Source organism: Clostridium sp. YIM B02500, from assembly GCF_022324665.1.
Taxonomy (GTDB): Bacteria; Bacillota; Clostridia; order Clostridiales; family Clostridiaceae; genus Clostridium; species Clostridium beijerinckii.
In genome coordinates this window covers 20,100-42,228 of record NZ_JAKGTE010000040.1, presented here as the reverse complement: position 1 = coordinate 42,228, position 22,129 = coordinate 20,100, and the positions used below count along the sequence as shown (strand labels likewise).

At 30.7% G+C, this 22,129-nt stretch carries 19 protein-coding genes; 18 read left to right on the top strand and 1 reads right to left on the bottom strand.

Annotated elements, in window-relative coordinates:
• Window positions 1-97 precede the first annotated feature (97 nt).
• A complete protein-coding gene (gene modA, locus L1S46_RS23010; RefSeq protein WP_238901091.1) occupies window positions 98-901 on the bottom strand; it encodes a molybdate ABC transporter substrate-binding protein in 804 nt (267 codons plus the stop codon).
• Between the two features lie 634 nt (window positions 902-1,535).
• Here modA and L1S46_RS23005 point away from each other — a divergent pair.
• The 18 genes from L1S46_RS23005 to L1S46_RS22920 all read left to right on the top strand — a co-directional run bounded on the left by L1S46_RS23005 (window position 1,536) and on the right by L1S46_RS22920 (window position 21,915).
• A complete protein-coding gene (locus L1S46_RS23005; RefSeq protein WP_041896036.1) occupies window positions 1,536-1,742 on the top strand; it encodes a TOBE domain-containing protein in 207 nt (68 codons plus the stop codon).
• Window positions 1,743-2,066: 324 nt separating this feature from the next.
• A complete protein-coding gene (locus L1S46_RS23000) occupies window positions 2,067-3,584 on the top strand; it encodes an ATP-binding cassette domain-containing protein (protein ID WP_238901090.1) in 1,518 nt (505 codons plus the stop codon).
• Window positions 3,585-3,794: 210 nt separating this feature from the next.
• Window positions 3,795-4,757, top strand: coding sequence for an ABC transporter substrate-binding protein (locus L1S46_RS22995; RefSeq protein ID WP_238901089.1), 963 nt, complete (start codon window positions 3,795-3,797; stop codon window positions 4,755-4,757).
• 61 nt (window positions 4,758-4,818) lie between these two features.
• The gene (locus L1S46_RS22990) at window positions 4,819-5,784 is read left to right on the top strand and encodes a helix-turn-helix transcriptional regulator (RefSeq protein ID WP_012058227.1); all 966 of its coding nucleotides are present in this window, start codon (window positions 4,819-4,821) and stop codon (window positions 5,782-5,784) included.
• Window positions 5,785-5,940: 156 nt separating this feature from the next.
• On the top strand, window positions 5,941-6,549 hold the full coding sequence (locus L1S46_RS22985) for a Fe-only nitrogenase accessory AnfO family protein (RefSeq protein ID WP_238901088.1): 609 nt from the start codon (window positions 5,941-5,943) through the stop codon (window positions 6,547-6,549).
• A gap of 37 nt (window positions 6,550-6,586) precedes the next feature.
• A complete protein-coding gene (locus tag L1S46_RS22980) occupies window positions 6,587-7,516 on the top strand; it encodes a hypothetical protein (RefSeq protein WP_238901087.1) in 930 nt (309 codons plus the stop codon).
• A 455-nt stretch (window positions 7,517-7,971) separates the two neighbouring features.
• Window positions 7,972-8,793, top strand: coding sequence for a nitrogenase iron protein (gene nifH, locus L1S46_RS22975; RefSeq protein ID WP_012058230.1), 822 nt, complete (start codon window positions 7,972-7,974; stop codon window positions 8,791-8,793).
• A gap of 289 nt (window positions 8,794-9,082) precedes the next feature.
• Complete coding sequence (locus tag L1S46_RS22970; RefSeq protein WP_012058231.1) at window positions 9,083-9,409, top strand: P-II family nitrogen regulator; 327 nt, start codon at window positions 9,083-9,085, stop codon at window positions 9,407-9,409.
• Between the two features lie 24 nt (window positions 9,410-9,433).
• A complete protein-coding gene (locus L1S46_RS22965; protein ID WP_012058232.1) occupies window positions 9,434-9,817 on the top strand; it encodes a P-II family nitrogen regulator in 384 nt (127 codons plus the stop codon).
• A gap of 18 nt (window positions 9,818-9,835) precedes the next feature.
• Entirely contained in the window at window positions 9,836-11,422 is a 1,587-nt protein-coding gene (locus L1S46_RS22960; RefSeq protein ID WP_238901086.1) for a nitrogenase component I subunit alpha, read from the top strand.
• Window positions 11,422-12,786: a nitrogenase molybdenum-iron protein subunit beta gene (nifK, locus tag L1S46_RS22955; protein ID WP_012058234.1), complete on the top strand. Its 1,365-nt coding sequence runs from the start codon at window positions 11,422-11,424 to the stop codon at window positions 12,784-12,786. Before L1S46_RS22960 ends, nifK begins: the two co-directional genes overlap by 1 nt.
• A 902-nt stretch (window positions 12,787-13,688) precedes the next feature.
• Window positions 13,689-15,053, top strand: coding sequence for a nitrogenase iron-molybdenum cofactor biosynthesis protein NifE (gene nifE, locus L1S46_RS22950; protein ID WP_077856920.1), 1,365 nt, complete (start codon window positions 13,689-13,691; stop codon window positions 15,051-15,053).
• On the top strand, window positions 15,040-17,730 hold the full coding sequence (nifB, locus tag L1S46_RS22945; RefSeq protein WP_238901085.1) for a nitrogenase cofactor biosynthesis protein NifB: 2,691 nt from the start codon (window positions 15,040-15,042) through the stop codon (window positions 17,728-17,730). The genes nifE and nifB overlap by 14 nt, the downstream gene beginning before the upstream one ends.
• A 325-nt stretch (window positions 17,731-18,055) precedes the next feature.
• Window positions 18,056-18,364: a 2Fe-2S ferredoxin gene (locus L1S46_RS22940; protein WP_012058237.1), complete on the top strand. Its 309-nt coding sequence runs from the start codon at window positions 18,056-18,058 to the stop codon at window positions 18,362-18,364.
• A 369-nt stretch (window positions 18,365-18,733) separates the two neighbouring features.
• The gene (gene nirJ1 / locus L1S46_RS22935) at window positions 18,734-19,903 is read left to right on the top strand and encodes a putative heme d1 biosynthesis radical SAM protein NirJ1 (protein WP_238901084.1); all 1,170 of its coding nucleotides are present in this window, start codon (window positions 18,734-18,736) and stop codon (window positions 19,901-19,903) included.
• 49 nt (window positions 19,904-19,952) lie between these two features.
• Window positions 19,953-20,936, top strand: coding sequence for a putative heme d1 biosynthesis radical SAM protein NirJ2 (gene nirJ2, locus L1S46_RS22930; protein ID WP_238901083.1), 984 nt, complete (start codon window positions 19,953-19,955; stop codon window positions 20,934-20,936).
• Between the two features lie 51 nt (window positions 20,937-20,987).
• Window positions 20,988-21,455, top strand: a complete 468-nt coding sequence (locus tag L1S46_RS22925) for an AsnC family transcriptional regulator (protein ID WP_039773838.1) — start codon at window positions 20,988-20,990, stop codon at window positions 21,453-21,455.
• The gene (locus tag L1S46_RS22920; RefSeq protein ID WP_238901082.1) at window positions 21,448-21,915 is read left to right on the top strand and encodes an Lrp/AsnC family transcriptional regulator; all 468 of its coding nucleotides are present in this window, start codon (window positions 21,448-21,450) and stop codon (window positions 21,913-21,915) included. Before L1S46_RS22925 ends, L1S46_RS22920 begins: the two co-directional genes overlap by 8 nt.
• Window positions 21,916-22,129 lie beyond the last annotated feature (214 nt).

The following is a 22,129-nucleotide window of genomic DNA, read 5'->3' as shown; positions in this document are numbered from 1 at the left end:
ATTCTACCTCCAACCTTATAAAATAAACATATTACTTTTTGAAGTTTACACGAAAGTCTTGACAGACTCTTTTGAATTGTTATTTTTTTCTACTGTGTTAAGCTATTCCATAACCATATTTTTCAAAGATCTTTTTACAAGTATCAGTAAATAAGAAATCTTCAAATGCTTTTGCGGCATCAGCATTTTTACTAGCCTTAATTATTCCGATTGGATATGTAATCGGTGAATGCTTGTCCTCTGCTATTGTTTCTATAATTTTAGCATCTTTACTGCTTAACGCATCACTTTTATATACAAATCCAACTTCAGCATTTCCAGAAGTCGACCAGGCAAGTACTTCTTTTACATCTTTTGCAAAAACAAGTTTTGATGAAATAGAATCTTTAATACCAAGCTTAGTGAAAACTTCATCAGCATATTGTCCAGCTGGCACACTTTTAGGTTCCCCAACAGCTATCTTTTTAACCTTATCACTTGTTAGATCAGAAAGATCGGTTATAGTAGTGTCTTTAGGTCCAACTAAAACTAAATCATTTTTAACTAAGTCTTTTTTAGTATTTTCAAGTAATAAAGATTTGCTGTCTAATGCTTTCATTTGGCTTTGACCAGCTGAAATGAAGATATCACAAGGGGCACCTTGTTCTATTTGTTGCTGTAGAGATCCAGAAGCACCATAGTTAACAGTTAAAGTAACATTTGGAGCAGTCTTTTTATATTCGTCTTGTATATCTGTCAGTGCTTCTTTTAAACTAGCAGCAGCGGAAATGTTTAATTCTATTGAAGCTTCAGTAGCAGATTCCTTTTGTGGAGTTGTTGAAGCCTTTTGAGCTCCACAACCAATAAGTGATGTTGTTAATAAAACAGTTACTAAACTAAATAATCCTATTTTCTTTTTCATAAATAAAACCTCACATTCATAAAAATATTTTTATTATAATTATGTTTTGTTGCGTTTGGATATGTTTCATTACGTTTTGCTTGTTGATTATTATACTAGCATTTATTTATAAGAAAAACAATATGTAATTGTAAAAATAAGTACTTGAATAGAAATATTGACAAAATTATTAGGAGATGATTATAATTAGGCTAATGGTAATGTGATGTTACGGTATGTTTTATTAGATAAAGATCTCAAAGAAGAGATTACAGAAATGTATGAGCTTCTTTGAGATCTTTTTTTGCTTATGTTGAGAAAATATATAATTATGTAAAAGTAATATAGCTTGTAATATCGCATCTCTATATTGCATTTGTCAGGTAGAAAGAGTAATTACGTAATATTATTGCCTCTACCCATAATCCTTTATAATTATTTCAAGATATTTTTGACTCATTGTATTTATTGAAATAATAAAGGATTTTATAAATGTGATGCTGATGTAAAACTATTTTCAAATTGTATTAACAAATGAAAAAATTAACATAATAGGAAAATGTTGTTGAGAATTTAGTCAGAATATCTTATAATGTACATAATCAATAGTAACATAACAACATTGATTGAATTTAACTTGGGGGAGGAAATAAAAATGAAATTAAGTGCAAGAAACCAATTGGCAGGAAAAGTTGTTGAAATTAAAGAAGGGGCAGTAAATGCATCAGTAAAAATCGAAATTGCTGAAAATATTATAATATCAGCAACTATCTCAATGGACGCAGTAAAGGAACTAGGATTAACAGTAGGATCAGAAGCTACAGCAGTAATTAAGGCAACATCAGTAATGGTTATGGCTTAGTTCGCTCTCATCTTATACTACATATGAAATCATAATCAAAAGAGGATATCTTAAACTAAGATATCCTCTTTTTTACTAGCAGCCTACTATATATATTTAGATAAAAAATATATATCAAAAATAATTCTTTACATGATACCGGAATATGGGTAGTGCGTATATTTATGATATCTATATGAAATGTTCTGAATGATTAATAATGATCTCAAAGAGGAGAATGCAGAAATGTAGAAAACTTTTTGAGATTTTTTGTTTATAAAAAATTAAATTATGATATCCCAATAATAGTATCTTAAAATGTTGAACAAGAATGGAGTGATTAATTTGAAATTTGTTACATTTTCCGGACCACCATCATCGGGCAAGACTTCAGTAATATTAAAGGTAATTGAGTGCTTAAAATCGGAACAAAGAAAATGTGGAGTTGTAAAATTTGATTGTCTTACAACTTATGATGATTTACTTTATAAAAAGGCAGGAATTGAGGTTATGGTAGGATTATCAGGAAATCTTTGCCCGGATCACTTTTATATCAGTAATATAGATGATTGTGTTAAATATGGAACAGAGAATGGTTTTGATTTGTTGATAAGCGAGAGTGCAGGATTATGCAATAGGTGTTCACCTCATATTAAAGGTATTTTAGCAGTGTGTGTAATAGATAGTCTTTCTGGAGTAAACACTCCTAAAAAGATTGGACCAATGTTAAAATATGCGGATATCGTAGTAATTACAAAAGGTGACATAGTTTCTCAAGCTGAAAGAGAAGTCTTTAGTTTTATGGTAAAAGAGGCTAATCCAAAGGCACACATAGTGTATGTTAATGGTCTTACTGGTCAGGGGGCTTATGAATTAAGTTTAAGCATAAAAAAAGCAAAATCTATTGAGAGTCTTGAAGGAGAAAAACTTAGATTTACAATGCCTTCAGCATTATGCTCTTATTGCCTTGGAGAAACAATAATAGGTGAAGATTACCAAACTGGAAACACAAAAAAAATAAATTTTCAAGAAATTAAAAGTAACAGAGAACTTAAAACGAGTTATTCTTTAGACAATAATAGTGAAATATCTGAAATAGACTGCACAATAGTTAACTCATTAACAATTGTAGGAGGACATGATAAAGGTGGGAATAAAGAAGATATTGAACTTACAATTAAAGTAGGAGAAGTAATTTGCATAGTTGGACCTACAGGATCTGGTAAAAGTAGATTACTCGAAGATATAGAGTGTATTGCGAGTGGTGATACTCCAACTGGAAGAATTATAAAAATAAATGGAGAAAATTTAAATTGCAGCAGGCTGGTTGCAGAGCTTTCGCAGAATATGAATTTTGTAATGGATGTATCTGTAGAAGAATTTATAAGAATGCATGCTAAAAGCAGGAATGTTATAGAGATAAAAAGTATTACAGACAAAATAGTAAAATATGCAAATGAACTAGCAGGAGAGGAATTCACTGGGGATACACCGATAACTTCATTGAGCGGGGGGCAATCAAGAGCATTAATGATTGCAGATACAGCATTATTAAGCGCTTCCCCAATAGTACTAATTGATGAAATTGAAAATGCAGGGGTAGATAGGAGCAGGGCATTAGAACTTTTAGTTAAAGGAGGAAAAATAGTTTTTGTATCTACTCATGACCCTATATTAGCATTACTTGGGGATAAGAGAATTGTGATAAAAAATGGTGCAATAAATAAAGTAATCACAACAGATCCAAAGGAAAGAGATAATCTTAAAATTATGAAACAAATTGATAATAAAATGTTAGAAATCAGAAATGCCTTAAGAAGTGGTAAAGTAATAGACCGGGATATGAAAGAATATTTTCTATAGATATCCAAATGCGACTTTAGACTTATGCAATAGCCAACCGAAATTAGGTGAACTCTGTTGTTTCGGTTGCTATAGAATACAGCTGTGAATTTCTAACATCAGAAGTTGCACCATTTCTGCATGCTCCCGAGTCAAGTTCGTGACAAGCAAAAATGGAACATCTTCTTATTAAAAATAAGTGAAAAAAATATAAGATGGAGGTTTAAAAATATGGGAAAGATGAAAAATATAATTGATAAATCAGAATACGATGTTCTTGGATTGTTACCGTGCCCTATAAAAGTGCCAATAGAAATTGGTTTTGATGAAATGATAAATAATTTAGAAAGTGAATGTGATTTTAAATATCTTGTTGAAGGTAATGCTAATTATGAGGTCATGTGGATGGATGAGTCTTCATATATTCCTAAAAAAGAGGAATTGCCAAAGATTATTATAAGTGCCGGAGTTAATAGCTTTTATAGAAAAGATTTTAGAGCTAAGGCAATAGAAGAAAAATACTTTAAGGAAGTCAAAAGCATAGAAGATGGAAAATTAATTGAAAATGATTTTAGTGATCCAAAAGGTAATTATTATATAATGGCATTAAATCATTTAGTTATGGCAGTAGATTTAACTAAATTGAATAATAGAAATATACCAAACTCGTGGGGAGAACTTTTGAATAGTTCATTTAAAAAAGAAGTTGCCATAAGAGGAAAGCGAGGAAAGTATTGTGAAACAACATTGCTAGCGATATATAAAGATTATGGTATGGATGGAATTATGAAATTAAAAGAACTTGTTGGATTTGGCGGACATCCAGCTGAAATGGTAAAGAATGCAGGGAAAGGAATTGAGAATTCACCTACAATTAGTGTTATTCCTTATTTTTATGCAAGGCTCCTTAAAAATAATAAGAATGTTAAGATTGTTTGGCCTGAAGAAGGTGCAATAGTTAGTCCAGTGACATTATTAGTCCAAAATGATATTTCAAACATGTTGGAAAATGTGGTGAATTATTTTACTAGTGAACAAGTACAAAATGTATGCAAAGATGCAGCACTGCCTCATCCAATGGATTATTTAGAGTATTTAAAAGAAAACAATTATAAGTTAAATTGGTTAGGATGGGATTTTATAAGTAATAATGATATAAACAAATTACTTCCAAAGTTAAATAAATGTTTCTAAATGCTAGAAATTCTCACCTCTAAATGTTAGAATAAATTATTATACGGAGGAGGGAAGTTCTATGAATAATGAAGAATCCCTAACGGCAGTAGATGTCGCTGAACTATTAAAGATAACTAAAAATACAGTGTATGAAATGGTCAAAAGAGGTGAATTACCTGGATACAAAGTAGGGAAAAAGCTTAGAATTGATAAAAAGGATGTTGAGAATTACATCAATAGTCAAAAGGTAACAAAAGGTAGCAATAATCAGATTAAGATATTAATAGATGAGCCAGTAATAGAAGAAAACCTGAATAATATTAAAAAAGTGGAAAATTCAAATGATATTATAATATCAGGGCAAGATGTGATTTTAGATGTTTTAGCAGAAAAAATTATGGAAAAGGCAAATGATATAAGGGTACTTAGGTCTAATACAGGAAGCTATTCAGGTCTATATGACTTATATAATGATAAAATTTCTATATCGTCAGTACATTTATGGGATGGAGATACTAATGAATATAATACTGCTTTTGTAAGAAAACTAGTTCCAGGTATATCTTGTTTAATTATAAACCTGGCTTACAGAAATGTTGGTTTTTATGTTCCAAAAGGAAATCCCAATAAAATAACTAATTGGAAAGACTTGATTAAAGAAGATATATCCATGATAAATAGGGAAAAGGGTTCTGGAATAAGAATTTTGCTTGATGAGAAATTAAGAGTTAATAATATAAATAGAGAACAAATTAAAGGATATAATATTGAAAAACAATCCCACTCTGCAGTAGCAAGAAGTATTGCAAGAGGGGAAGGTAATGTTGGGATAGGAAATGAAAAAGCAGCTAATCAGGTTGATGGGATTGATTTTATTAAAATTCAGGAAGAAAGATATGACTTAGTTATCAAGGAATCTGATTTAAAATATCCTATATATCAACTTATAATTAGAACCATTCAAAGTGAAGAGTTTAAGAGGGAAATTGAAAGTTTAGGCGGATATGATTTAAAAGATATAGGTAAAATACTTGATAAAACATAAATAATGATATAGTATAAGATTAATATTATAATTTTATGCAAAGGCGCAGTAATTTTACTGTGCCTTTTTGGTATTAAAAAATAAGGTATATGAAAGAAAATAATAAATGATGATTGATTATTTTTTGAATATATCTAAATAAAGGAGCGATGGTATATGGATGAAATAGGAGTATTTTTAAACGAAAGAGATCTTATAAGTTCTTTTGAAGAAGCACGATATGTAAAAATATTTGCAAAAGAAAAACATTTGTGGAAAACAAAAAAAACTATTTTAATTAATAGGGCAGGTGGTGAAAAATCAATAAATGAAATCAGACAGGAATACAAAAATGTAATTAATGAAATGGATGATTGTAAAATTATAATAGTAACAAAGGCTTTTGGAATTCCGTATAGTGTATTTTATATGGGGGATTTTAGTGTTTGGGAATTGGAAGGAAACCCATTTGATTATTTTGATGAAATTATTAAAAATGAAATAGTCCAAGAGGAGAATGAAAATAAAGAAGTTGAAATTGCTAAGAAACTTGGCGATGGATATTTCATGATAGATCTACAGGAATTAGAGCTGATAAACCCTGAAATAACTTCTAAAAAGGCAATAATTCCTTATTTAGAAAAAGAGGATGTAAAAAAAATAGAAGTACACTGCTGTCATGTACCACCTTGGCTGGTTGCAAAAATGGACAAGGGTGAAATCTTATTATCCATTAATGAGATAAAAAGAAATGATTATATGGTAACTGTACAGAAAAATGTTTGAGGCACATGAAAGAAATAATAGACTAGGAGGCGAATTTATGGAGAAAATAATAACTAAGTATGGTATTTTAAATGATGCTATTATTGCTGAGTATTATTCCACTGGGGAACCAGAAGCGTATAAGGTGGAAGAATACAGTGAATTAAAAGTTTTAGACTATAATTTAGTACCGTTGCATGGATTTGTAGATGAAAGAAGAAAAGAATTTCCACCAGTAAAGGTATTTAAGAATGGCAATATTAAGAGTATTTCATTAAATGATTTGACAGTAATAAATACTAGTATAGGTGTATTTGAAGTTGAAAAAATAACATTCTATGAAGATGGTGAAATAAATAGATTGTTTCCTTTGGATGGAAGATTGTCAGGGTATTGGACTGAAGATGATGAATATAAATTGGCAAAAGCTTATAAATTTAGTTTTGATTTTTCATCATTTGAAGCTAAGATTATGTCTGTTCATTTTTATGAAACACAAGAACTTAAAAGTATCACATTGTGGCCAAAGGAAAGAATTAAAATAAATCTTGGAGAATATAATTTTGCAGGCAGAATAGGAGTCTCTTTATATAAAAGTGGAAAAATAAAATCCTGTGAGCCATTAATTGCAACAAATATAAAAACACCTATTGGAAAAATCGAAGCTTATGACGTTAATGCAATGGGAATTCATGGGGATAGTAATTCTTTAGAATTTTATGAGGATGGAAGCATAAAATCTCTTATCACATCTACTAATACAATTACAATTAAAACATCGGAAGGTGACACGATTTTTCATTCTCCAAAAAAAATTAGATTGTATTCTAACAGTGAAGTTCTGGATACGATAACTTTAAAGGTGGAATTTATTGATGATAAGGTCATAATAGATAAACAATATGAATATGAGATTAAAGAAAATAAATTTGAGATAAAAGCATTTGGAGAAAGACACTTTACCCTTAATGGAGATAGAAATAAATAATTCTCATTAAATTTAACAAAACACGAATGATTTTGATAAATTGATAAAAATATATCGTTATCATTAGAAAAGTTATAGAAAATAAAAAAATAGTTTGCAATATCAGTTTTTTGTGATATTATAGTTTCAATAAATAAAACAATCAAATGGAAAAAAGAAATTAATAAAAAAGTAATTATATACAAGTTTTTTTGAAATAATATAACTTAAATTAAAAAAATATTAACCTGTCATTAAGGCAATGGAGTCTAAGTGTTTAACTCAATGAGGAAGTTAACGACTTAGATTTTTTTATTACAGTGAAAGGACAAAGAAGTCTATTTTATTATAACTATTAATAGTTAAATAAATTAGGCTTATTTTTTTAAATTAATTTATTGTCATATTAATACAAATAAGTTATAATGACCCATTTGGGCTTATATAATATATTTAATTATGAGGAGGAAACTAATATGAGACAAGTAGCTATTTATGGAAAGGGTGGAATAGGAAAATCTACAACCACACAAAATTTAACTTCAGCTTTAGCTGAAATGGGAAAGAATATAATGATCGTAGGATGTGATCCTAAAGCAGATTCCACAAGATTAGTTCTTGGAGGTTTAGCACAAAAAACAGTTCTAGATACTTTAAGAGAAGAAGGAGACGACATTGAATTAGATGCAATCTTAAAAACAGGATATGGAAATATAAGATGCGTTGAATCAGGCGGACCAGAACCAGGAGTTGGATGTGCAGGAAGAGGTATTATCACTTCAATAGGAATGCTTGAGCAATTAGGAGCTTATACACCTGATTTAGATTATGTATTTTATGATGTACTTGGAGATGTTGTATGTGGAGGTTTTGCAATGCCAATCAGAGAAGGTAAGGCACAAGAAATATACATCGTAGCATCTGGAGAAATGATGGCATTATATGCAGCAAATAATATTTCAAAAGGTATTCAAAAATATGCTAAAACTGGTGGAGTTAGATTAGGTGGAATCATCTGTAATAGTAGAAAAGTTGATAAAGAATTAGACCTTTTAGAAGCTTTTGCAAAAGAACTTGGAAGTCAACTTATCCATTTCGTACCAAGAGATAACATGGTTCAAAGAGCTGAGATACACAAACAAACAGTTATAGAATTTGATCCAAAAGCTGATCAAGCAGATGAATACAGAACATTGGCTAAGAATATAAACGAAAATAAAATGTTTGTTATTCCAAAACCAATGAAACAAGAAAGATTAGAAGAAATATTAATGGAATATGGTTTAATGGATATCTAAGATAAAAGCACAATTATTAATTTACAATTCACAATTATTGATTAATGTTGAAGCTCATAAAGAAAGTTTTGCTAACCAAATAGAAGATTCCCACAAGGCGAAAGTTCTGCTATCCAAATACAAGATGCCCGCAAGTGGAAAGTTCTGTTATCCAAATACAAGATTTGGTGCATCACTTTTGGAGCACCACTTTTCCATTCAGGATTTTTTGAATTCAATTATTTATAATGTGAAATTTAAGTTGAAAAATATATAAAACAAAATATTAAATAAAAGGAGATAGAGAGATATGTATATGATTCGAGCAATAATAAGACCAGAAAGGGTTAGTACTGTGCTTTCAGAATTATTGGATGCTGGATTCCCAGAAGTAACGAAGATGGCAGTTTACGGTAGAGGAAAACAAAAAGGAATCAAAGTTGGAGAGGTATATTATGATGAGCTTCCAAAAGAGATGCTTCTGATTGCAGTTAAAGATGAAGATAAAGACGATGTCATAAAAGTAATAATAAGAAATTCTAGAACTGGAGAAAAAGGTGCATTTGGAGATGGAAAAATATTCGTTGCACCGATTGAGGAAGTATACACTGTAAGTAGTGGGAAATCAGGATTATAAAATTGAAATAGGAGGAATAGCTTTATGAAAGAAGTTATGTGTATTATTCGTTTGAATAAAGTTAATAAAACTAAAGAAGCACTCGCAGAAGCTGGTTTTCCATCCATTACTTGCAGAAAAGTACTTGGAAGAGGCAAGAAATCAATTGATATAGCTTTAGTTGAAGCTTACATGGAAACTGGTGAAGTACCGCCAACATCGTATGGTGAGAATTTATCAGAAAGAGGAAGATTAATACCTAAAAGATTTATAACTTTAGTAGTAAAAGATGACGAAGTAAAAACAGTAGTAGATACCGTGATAAGTGTAAATTCAACTGGGACTCCAGGAGATGGAAAGATATTTGTATTACCAGTTGAAGAAGTATACAGAGTCAGAGATGGACAAATAGGTGAAGAGGCAATTTAAAGTGTGGAGGTGAAGTTAATGAGTAAAGTTGATAGTGTTTTGGACAAGTATAGTGCCAAAGTATATAAAAACAGAAAGAAACATATGCTTGAACTTGAGCAGGAAACTCAAGAAATAGATGCAAATAGAAGAACTATACCAGGAGTTATGACACATAGAGGATGTTGTTATGCTGGATGTAAAGGTGTTGTTCTTGGACCATTAAAAGATATAGTACTTTTAACTCATGGACCGATAGGATGTGGATATTATTCATGGGGTACTAGAAGAAATAAAGCAATACCACAGAAAGGCGACGGAAACTTTATACAATATTGTTTTTCTACAAATTTAGGTGAAAGTGATATCGTATTTGGTGGAGAAAAGAAATTAAAGGCTGCTATAAAAGAAATTGTAGATATATTTAATCCAAAAGCAATATTTATCTGTGCGACATGTCCAGTTGGACTTATAGGTGATGACTTACCAGCAGTTGCAAATGAATCTAAAGAATTGTATGGAATTGATGTTATTTCATTCCCTTGTGAAGGATATAAAGGTGTATCTCAATCAGCCGGACATCATATTGCAAATAACAAGCTGATAAAATCTGTAATAGGAACTATGGATTACACACCAAAAACTCATTCAGTTAATATCCTTGGTGAATATAACATAGGTGGTGACGCTTGGGAAATAGAAAGAATTCTAAAGAAAATAGGCTATGAAGTTATATCAGTCATGACAGGTGATGCTAGCATTGACGATATAAGAAAAGCCCATACTGCAGATTTAAATCTAGTCCAATGTCACCGTTCCATTAATTATATCGCAGAAATGATGAAAATTCAATATGGTACTGCATGGATAAAAGTTGATTTTATCGGGGTTGATTGTACTGTTAGAACTTTAAGAGATATTGCGAAATTCTTTAATGATCCAGAATTCACAGAAAGAACAGAGGCTGTTATAGCTGAAGAGCTTGAAGATATTAAAGATGATATGGATTATTATAAAAGCAAGTTAACTGGTAAAAAGGCAGGTTTATATGTTGGAGGTTCAAGATCTCACCATTATCAAATGCTATTAAATGATTTAGGTGTAGAAACATTAGTTGCAGGATTTGAATTTGCACATAGAGACGACTATGAAGGTAGAGAAGTAATAGCAACTATAATTGAAGATGCGGATTTAAAAAATATCGAAGTATTAGAAGTAGAAAAAATTGAAGGTAAATATAAACCAGTTAAAACAGATGAAGAATTAGAAGAATTAAAGAAAGAAATCATTAATTTAGAATATTATCCAGGTATGATGCGTGACATGAAAAAAGGTTCGATTGTAGTTGATGACTTAAATGAATTTGAAACAGAAGAATTTATTAAAAAGTTAAAACTTGACATGTTTTTCTCGGGCATTAAGGATAAATATATAATACAAAAAGGTGGAGTATTATCAAGACAATTGCACTCTTATGATTATAGTGGACCTTATGCAGGATTTAAGGGTGCTGCAAACTTTGGTAGAGATGTAACAATGAGTTTATATACTCCAGCATGGAAATACACTGTAGCTCCATGGAAAACTGAATCAATATTAGAAGGAACATTTGGAGGTGAGGTATAATGTTAGATTTAACTCCTAAAGAAATTAAGGAAAGAAAAGCGATTACTATTAATCCTAGTAAAACATGTCAACCTGTTGGTGCTATGTATGCAGCTCTTGGAGTTCATGGATGTATGCCCCACAGTCATGGTTCACAAGGTTGTTGCTCATATCATAGAACAGTTTTATCTAGACATTTCAAAGAACCAGCTATAGCAACTAGTTCATCATTTAGTGAAGGTGCTTGCGTATTTGGTGGTGGTAGCAATATTAAAACTGCTGTTAAAAATATTTTTGATATGTATAATCCAGAAATAATTGCAGTTCATACTACATGTTTATCAGAAACAATTGGTGATGATTTAAAAGGTTTTATTGATGCTATAGATATTCCAGAAGGAAAATATGTGTTACATGCAAATACCCCAAGTTATGTTGGATCACATATTACAGGATTCTCTAATATGGTTACTGGCTTTATTAAAGGTTTATCTAAAACAACTGGAGTAAAGAACGGAAAAATGTGCGTAATTCCTGGATTCGTTAACCCTGGCGATATGCGTGAAGTAAAGAGATTATTAAAACTTATGGGTGTAGATTTTACAATGTTACCAGATACAACTGGAGTTTTAGATGCCCCAATGACTGGAAAATATGAAATGTATCCAAAGGGTGGTACAAAGATTCAAGATATTATTGAATTAGGTGACTGCGAAAAAACATTAGCACTAGGAAGTTTTGCTTCAGAAGCAGGAGCATCTACTCTTGAAAAATCATTCAAGATTCCATACTCTACATTAAAGATGCCAATAGGTATTGGTTCTACAGATGAATTAATTATGGAATTAAGTAAATTCAGCAAGCAACAAGTTCCTTATGAACTTGAAGAAGAAAGAGGACAATTAGTTGATATAATGATTGACTCTCATCCATATTATGATGGAAAGAAAGTAGCCTTATATGGAGATCCAGATGTGCTAATTGCTTTATCTAAATTCTTATTAGAGCTTGGAATGATTCCTAAGTATGTAATTACAGGAACTCCATCCAATGTATTTGAAAAACAAATGCAAGCATTATTTGATGAATTTGGTGTTGAAGGCTGCATAGCTAAACAAGATGCTGATCTTTTTGAATTACATCAATTAATTAAGAATGAATCTGTTGATTTACTAATGGGTGGAACTCATGGTAAATACATAGCAAGAGCTGAAGATATCCCACTAGTTAGAATTGGATTCCCAGTATTAGATAGATATGTTCATTCATATATGCCTAATGTTGGATATAGAGGTGCTATGAGATTATTAGAATTAATGCTTGGTGCATTAATGGATAGACAAGATAGAGACGTAAAAGATGAAGATTTTGAATTAGTAATGTAGATAAATATGTGGAATTTATAGTTGTGTGGTAGTTAACCGAAAGGGCGGGTACTCTGTTGTTTCGGTTGCTATAGAATAGAGTTGTGGATTTCTACCAGTACAAGTTGTACCCAAAATGCTAGCTTCAAAGCATGCTTTGAACAAGCATATTTGGAACAACTTCTAATGAAGAAATATCTACAGCTATATTCTAAATGCAACACTGCATATTATGACCCTTGTGGTTACAAAAGAGTACCTATCATTTCTGGTGTAATGTATACTCCAAAACTTAAATTTATTTTTAAAATTATTTATCTAAAAATAGTGTGTGAAGTGAGTGTTTAATAAGTATTTAGTGGAAAGATGTGTATTTTGGATAAAGTTTTCACTGCAAGTTAAGTGTAAATGTTGATTTATTTGTTTAAGAAAGTACCCACCATTTCTGGTGCGGTGTATATCTAAAATTTAAATTTGTTTTTTTATTTATTTATTTGGAAAGAGTGTGTGAAATAGTATAAACCAAATCATATGTATATGTTGCAATTCACAATTGAGGCTAAAATTCTTGCAATATTTTTAGAATTATGATGACGAATTAGTTTTGCAACATATATACACATATAAAAAAAGCAGCTATGATGCAATTAAGATTTTAAAAGATATGTTAAATTCAAAAAAAGTTAATAATTTCAATGATTGAGCAATTGAACATGGATAAAGCATGTCAATTGCTCTATCTATTAATAAGGCTTTTAATGCTTATTAATATTGAAAATTGAGAATGTAGAATGAGTAATAAATTTAGTTATAAGGAATTTGTAAAAAATGTATTATGTGCATTATTTAAAGTAAAGTTAACTTTCATCCTTTATTCTCAATTCTCAATCTATAATTATAAATTCAAAAGGTGGTGTGGCATTATGGAAAAGAAAATAAGTAATTCACTTCTTGAAGAAAGAGAAGATTTTGTGTGTTTTAAAGAGGGGCATAACAAAAAATCTATGAAGTGTGATGGCGATAGTGTATCAGGATCAGTTAGCCAAAGAGCGTGTGTATATTGTGGAGCAAGAGTTGTATTAAATCCAATAACAGATGCATACCACATAGTTCATGGACCTATTGGATGTGCTAGTTACACTTGGGATATAAGAGGAAGTCTTTCAAGTGGTGATAATTTATATAGAAATAGTTTTTCAACAGATTTAAGTGAACAAGATGTTATTTTTGGTGGTGAAAAAAAATTAATTGCTGCCATAGAAGGGATAATGGAAAATCATAATCCTAAGTTGATTTTCGTTTATGCAACTTGCATTGTTGGAGTAATAGGTGACGATGTTAAGGCAGTATGTAAAATGGCTGAGGAAAAATATAATGTACCTGTCATTCCAGTTATGTCGCCAGGTTTTTCTGGAAATAAATCTAAAGGATATAAATTAGCATGTAATGCACTAATGAATTTATTTTCTAGAAATATTCTCCCTAAGAGAAAAGGAATTAATATGTTAGGAGATTTCAATTTAGCTGGTGAAATATGGATTGTTAAAGAGTATCTAAAGAAAATTGGAGTAGATGTGATATCAACTATTACTGGAGATTCCAGCTATGACAAATTAATCAAAGCTAGCAGCGCAAGTTTTAATGTTGTTCAATGTGCTGGCTCCATGACATATTTAGCAAAGAGAATGGAAGCAGAAATGGACATTCCTTTCGTTAAAATAAGTTTTGTGGGACTTGAAGATACAAAAAATTCATTACTCAGAATAGCAAGCTTATTTGGAGATGAAGAAATGTTAGCAAAGGCTAAGGCTTTTGTTAAGGAAGAAGAAGAAAAGATATTGCCTATATTAGAAAAATATAAGGAAAATCTTAGAGGTAAAAAAGCCGCAATATATGTAGGCGGAGGATTTAAAGCAATCTCCTTAATCAAACAGTTTAATGAACTTGGAATAGATACAGTGATGGTTGGAACACAAACTGGAAAGAAAGATGATTATGAAGTTATAAATAGTTTAGTTAAAGATGGAACAGTAGTTTTGGACGATGCAAATCCTTCGGAATTAGAAAAATTTATGATTGAGCAGGATGTAGATATTTTAGTTGGAGGAGTTAAGGAAAGACCACTTGCTTATAAATTGGGAGTTGCCTTTTGTGACCATAATCATGAAAGAAAGCATCCACTTGGAGGTTTTGTGGGAGCTGTTAATTTCGCAAAGGAAATTAATCTTTCAATTAATAGTCCTGTATGGAAGTATGTAAAGGAGAGTGAAGAGAATGAAGGAATCTAAAAGTTATGTAAATCTAACCGTAAATCCATGCAAAATGTGTATGCCTATGGGAGTTAGCAATGCTTTATATGGAATTAAGAATTGTATGACTATATTACATGGATCACAAGGTTGTAGTACATATATTAGAAGACATATGGCAACACACTATAATGAGCCTGTAGATATTGCTTCATCTTCACTAACTGAAGAAGGAACTGTTTATGGTGGTGAAAATAATTTAATTAAAGGATTAGAAAATTTAATTAAATTATATAACCCAGAAGTTATAGGTATTGCAACAACTTGCCTTGCAGAAACCATAGGAGAGGATGTAGTAAGGCTTTCAAAGATATTTTATGAAAAACATCCAGATAGTAAAGTTAAATTAATACCAATACAATCTCCTGGATATGGCGGAACTCAATATGGCGGATATTTTACAGCATTAAGGGCAGTTGTAGAAAATGTAGAAATGTATCCAGATAAAAATGAAAAGGTAAATGTTATTGCCGGGCCAATGAGTAGTGCAGATATGAGGGAGATAAAAGAGATCTTGGAGGATTTTAAAATTGATTATATATTGCTGCCTGACTTATCGGAGAATTTAGATGGAGTTCATAGCAAAAAATATAATAGGCTTCCAAGCAATGGTACGAGTATAGACGAAATTAAATTTATGGGTGGTGCAAAGGCTACCATTGAATTAACCACATTTATTAAAGAAGAATATTCTGTAGGAAGTTATTTAGAGGAGAATTTTGGAGTTAAGAATTTTAGAATTAATGTTCCAAGAGGTCTTAGAGATACTGATAATTTTTTAAAAGTGCTAGCTAAAATATCAGGAAATCCAATTCCAGAAAAATATAAAAAACAAAGAGGAAGATATTTAGATGCTATGATTGATTCTCATAAATATAATGCAGAAGCTAGAATTGCTATATTTGGAGAACCTGATTTTGTATACTCTACTGCAAGATTAGCTGTGGAAAACGGAGCTGTACCAGTACTTATTGCAAGTGGAGATGTATGTAAAAAACTTGAACCAAGCTTAAGGGAAGAAGTTGACGAACTTTCAAATCAGTTATTTGCAGGTGAATGCAAAATCATAGATGAGGCAGACTTTAAGGAAATAGAAAAATTCGCCTTAGATTTAAAGGTAAATGTAATGATTGGAAGCTCGGATGGAAGAAGAATAGAGGAAAAACATAAGATTCCATTAATTCGAATGTCATTTCCTATTCATGATAGGATCGGTGGACAAAGAATATTATCTATAGGCTATGAAGGATCTTTAAATTTAGGGGATCAAATTACTAATGTTATGCTTGCTAAGACTGAAATGACCTTTAGAGAGAATTTATACAATGAATATTATAAGGAAGAAGTTGAAATAAGTAATAAAGATATAGCAATTGAGGGGGAGAAAAAGATGGAAGCAAGAATTATCAGCAGAGAAGAAGTAGAAGAAAAAACAAAAACTCATCCATGTTTTAGCTGTTCATCAGCTCACAAGTATGCAAGAATGCACATTCCTATAGCGCCAAAGTGTAATATTAGCTGCAATTATTGTTTAAGAAAATTTGATTGTGTTAATGAGAGCAGACCTGGGGTAACAACTGAAGTATTATCTCCAGAGGAAGCTTTTGCTAAATACAAACTCGTAAAATCAAAAATGGACAACTTAAAAGTTATTGGAATAGCTGGACCTGGCGATGCTCTTGCTAACTTTGATAATGTTAGGGAAACTTTGAAGCTTATAAGAGAACATGATCCAGAAGTTACATTTTGTTTATCAACAAACGGATTAATGCTTCCATTTTATGCTCAAGAGCTGATTAATTTAGGCGTAAGTCATGTAACTGTAACAATGAATGCTATTGATCCTAAAATAACTGCTAAAGTATATAAATTCGTAGATTACTTAGGGGTTACTTATACTGGTGAAGAGGCAGCTCAAATTCTCTTAAATAACCAATTATCAGGTATTAAGTATTTAGCTGATAGAGGAATTATGGTTAAGGTCAATATAGTAATGCTTAAGGGAATTAATGATCATCATATAGAGGAAGTAACAAAAAAAGCAAAGGAACTTGGAGCAGGAATAACAAATATAATGCAAATGATTCCTGTAAAAGGAAGTGTCTTTGAAAATATGCCTCTTACAAGTAATAAGGAAATAATGGATTTAAGAAAAAAATGTGGAGAGCATATTGAACAGATGTATCATTGTAAGCAATGCAGAGCAGATGCTATTGGTTTACTTGGAGATGATCAATCTCAAAAATTTAATAAGCCATCAAACGTAAAGGAAGTTACAGAAGAAAAACCACTAAAGTTTGCTATTGCATCAAAAAGTGGAATAGGCGTGGATATGCATTTTGGACATGCATCTGAATTTTATATCTATGAATATAAAAATGGAGAGCCAAGATATTTGGAAAAAAGAAATGTTGAGAAATATTGTAATGGTAAAGAAGTTTGTGAGGAAGAGGAAGATAAGTTTGCTAAGCTTTCAAAAGTTGTTTCAGACTGCAATGGAGTACTTTGTCTTAGAATTGGTGATGAACCAAAAAGAAAATTTAAAAGTATGAATATAGAAGTTTTTATGACATGTGAAACCATTGAAACAGCTGTTGAAAAAGCAGCAGAAGCTATATTAAAAGGAACTGAAGTTGAAGAAATGCTAAGAGCTTAATGTGATATCCAACGAAAGAACAGGTACTCTGTTGTTTCGGTTGATAGATAATATATCTGTGAATTTCTAGAAGCAGAAGTTGCACCCATTTGAGCATTCTCCAGCTTTCCTAAGGAAGCTCGACTCATTTCATTCGCTGAGGAAGTTCGAGAACCCAAAATAAAATTTTGGACTCTCACTTCACAAGCTCAAATGGAACAACTTCTGCTTAAGAAATCCTACAGCCATATTATCAATGCAACACCATACAAAAGAGTACCTCTTCTTTCTGGTATGGAATATACATCAAAGTATAAATATTTAATAAAAATAGGAGATGAGTGAAATGATAGATATTAAACATCATATTTTTGTTTGTGCAAGTTGTAGAGTTAATGGAATGCAAAAAGGAATGTGTTATTCTAAAGATTCGGTAAAGGTTGTACAAAAGTTTATGGAAGAAGTTGAAGATAGGGATTTAATAAATGAAGTTATGGTAACTAATACAGGGTGTTTAGGAGTTTGCAATAAAGGTCCTATAGTAGTTGTTTATCCTGAAGGAACTTGGTATGGAAATGTAAAGGTTGAAGATGTAGAAAGAATTGTAGAAGAACATATCGAGGGTGGAAAAGTAGTACAAGAATTAGTTATTTAAAAATAATTTTATACTAGTCCATAAAAGTGGGCTGTCGCACTATGAACTGCTCTCTGTCAGGCAAACAGTGAAAAAATAAAAATATTTGATACCGCCAATTACAAAAGTATTGGCGGTATTTTATGCTGCAGATTTCGGATAGTATCGATGGTATAAGGTGTCATATATTTTAGAATAGTATTGTTTTACTGCATTAACAATTCATGGTATAATGAAGAATAATTAATTAAAGCCATAGAGAGTAATTATCTCTATGGTTTTGATTTTAATATAGCTCTGTTCATTTAAAAAGATTTAGATTTGTTTTTGTTTATGAATTTAAAAAATTGCTTAGATCATAACGAATCAATGATGTAAGGAGATTTGAAAATGATAAGTATAACTAAACTTTTGTGTAATTCTAATAATTATGGAGATAGCTTAAGGTATATAGAAGGTGCAGCCATAGAAAAGTATGGGGTGAGTCCAGGAAGAGGACCTGTAGTTGCTTGGAACTGTACAAAAACTTGTAATTTAAAATGTAAACACTGTTATGCAAGTTCAGATAATAAAAGATATGATGACGAGCTTGCGTTAGATGAATCAAAAAAGTTCATAGACGATTTAAAAGATTTTAACGTACCAGCATTATTGTTTTCTGGAGGAGAGCCTCTGATGAAGGAAAACATTTTGGAATTATTAGAGTATGCAAGTCAAAGAAAAATAAGAAGTACAATATCTACTAATGGGACTCTTTTAGATAAAGATGTTTGCAAATCTTTAAAGAAAATAAATCTTGGGTATGTAGGTGTAAGCCTTGATGGTATAGGATCAAATCATGATGAGTTTAGAGGTGTTAATGGTGCTTTTGACAGTGCTTTAAGAGGAATAAGAAATTGCATTGAAGTTGATCAAAAAGTAGGTCTTAGGTTTACTATAAATAAAAATAATTATAAAGAATTGGAAGATATATTTAAGCTAATAAAAGAAGAAAAGATACCTAGAGTGTGTTTCTATCATTTAGTATATTCGGGAAGAGGAAGTAAAATGGTAGATGAAGATATTTCTAAGGAAGAAACAAGACAAGCTCTAGACTTAATCATAAGTAAGGCAATAGAATTTGGTCCAAGTGTTGAGATACTTACAGTTGATAATCATGCAGATGCCGTTTATACATATTTAAAGTCATTAGAGAAATTTAAAGATAAATCAGATAACATATTAAAACTTTTAAAGACTAATGGTGGAAATAGATCAGGAATGGCTTTTGCTAATGTAGACTTTTTTGGAAATGTTCATCCAGATCAATTTACTTGGCAGCATACTTTTGGAAATGTGAAAGAAGAAAAATTCGGATCTATATGGAGAAATTCTGAAAATGAAATATTAAATGGTCTTAGAAATAGAAAAAAATTATTAAAGGGTAGATGTTCTTCTTGTAAATGGTTAAATGTTTGTAATGGCAATTTCAGAACTAGAGCTGAAGCTGTACATAATGATTTTTGGGCAGAGGATCCTGCTTGCTATCTTACAGATGATGAAATTAATATTATGAAATAAGAAATACAAAAGGGTATATGAGATTTTATGTAAAGGTGAGTGAATGCAAATGATAATATCATGGAATACTACAAATAAATGCAATTTAAAGTGCAGTCATTGTTATAGAGATTCAGGCAAAGAAAGTCAAGGTGAATTAAATACAGAAGAAGCAAAGTTACTTATAGATCAAATTGCAAAAGCTAATTTTAAAATAATGATATTCTCTGGTGGAGAACCATTAATGAGAGAGGATATTTTTGAATTAATAAATTATGCATCCAAAGCTGGCTTAAGACCTGTCCTTGGAACAAATGGCACCCTTATATCAAGGGAAATGGCAGAAAAATTAAAAGCTGCTGGTATTTCTGCAATAGGCATAAGTCTTGATAGTCTTGATTCAAAAAAACATAATAAATTTAGAGGAAATGATGAAGCTTTTAGAGATACCATTTATGCAATGAAAAATTGTAGAGATTTAGGAATCAGATTTCAAATTCATACAACTGTCATGGGTTGGAATAAAGATGAGATAATTAGTTTGACTGATTTTTCAGTAGCTATGGGAGCAGCAGCTCATCATATATTCTTCCTTGTACCTACAGGAAGAGGAAAAGATATTGAAGATGAATTATTAAATTCAAAAGAGTATGAAGAGTTATTAACGTCAATAATGAAAAAGCAAAGTGAAGTAAACATAGAAATAAAGCCAACTTGTGCTCCACAATTTGTTAGAATTGCAGAAGATTTAGGTGTAAATAGTAGATTTAAACGTGGATGTATTGCAGGAACAAGCTATTGTATTATTAATCCAAAAGGAGATGTTCAGGCTTGTGCTTATTTAACAGAAATAGCGGGTAATATAAGAGAAATCCCATTTGATGAAATATGGAAAAATAGTGAATTACTCAATAACCTAAGAACTCAAGAATATAAAGGAACTTGTAACAGTTGTAAAGATAAAAAAAGTTGTGGAGGCTGCAGAGCAAGAGCTGCATATTATAATGACGGAGATTATATGGCATCAGATAAAATTTGCATTTTTAATAATTAAAGGCAAGGATTTTATTTGACATTCCAAAACTTTAAGTGAGGAGGAACTGCTATGGATAAAACAGATAAAGAATTGCTTAATTTAATGCAAAATGAAATTCCAATAGATAAGAATCCTTTTAAAATACTAGGGGAAAAATTATTACTTACAGAAAATGAAGTATTAAAAAGAATAAATAAGTTAAAAAATGAAGGAATAATAAGAAGAATAGGTGGAATTTTTAATTCGAGAAAAATTGGATATACAAGTACTCTTTGTGCAGCTAAAGTGCCTGAAAATGAAATTGAAAAGGTTGCAGAATATATAAATATGTATGATGAAGTAACTCACAATTATATAAGAGAAGATGAGTATAATATGTGGTTTACCATGATAACGCGTTCAGAAGAGAATTTGATTAATATTCTTGAAGAAATAAAGAGAAATACTGGTTTGGAAGAAATAATGAGTTTACCTTCAGTTAAGTTATTTAAGATTAAAGTGGCTTTAAATCTTCAAGGAGATGATACAAATGATTAGTGATTTTGATAAGAAAATAATAATTAGATTGCAAGAGGATATTCCTATAATAACTAATCCGTATAAGGATATAGCTAAAGAGCTTAGTATGGATGAAGATGTGCTTATAGATAAAATCAGAAATTATAGTGAAACTGGAATATTAAAAAGAATAGGAGCAATACTTTATCATAGAAAAGCTGGATTTAAAGCTAATGCAATGGTAGTTTGGAAGATTGATGATGAAAGATTAGATGAAATTGGAGAATATATGGCATCCATTTCTGTAGTTACACACTGTTATGAAAGGAAACCTTTTGGTTCGTGGGATTATAATCTATACACAATGATACACGAGAAAGATAAGGAAAGCTGTAACAAAATTATTAAGCAGATAGCTGATGATATAGGAATTGAAAATTACAAAATTTTGTATAGCACAAGAGAATTAAAAAAGACTAGCATGAAATATTTCAAATAAATATATATACAAAGCATTGGTTATGTGATAATATATGTATAAAATAGCATATTAACAAAGACAATGTGGTCTAAAACCAAACTAAGAAGTTTTGTTTTAGGCTATTTTTTGTTGGCAAGGGAGCCTGTTTAATATATATAAATATATTAAGTAGGCTCCTTTTAGATAGATTATATTTACATGTGGAAAAAATTTGAAATTAAAAAGGGGTGGA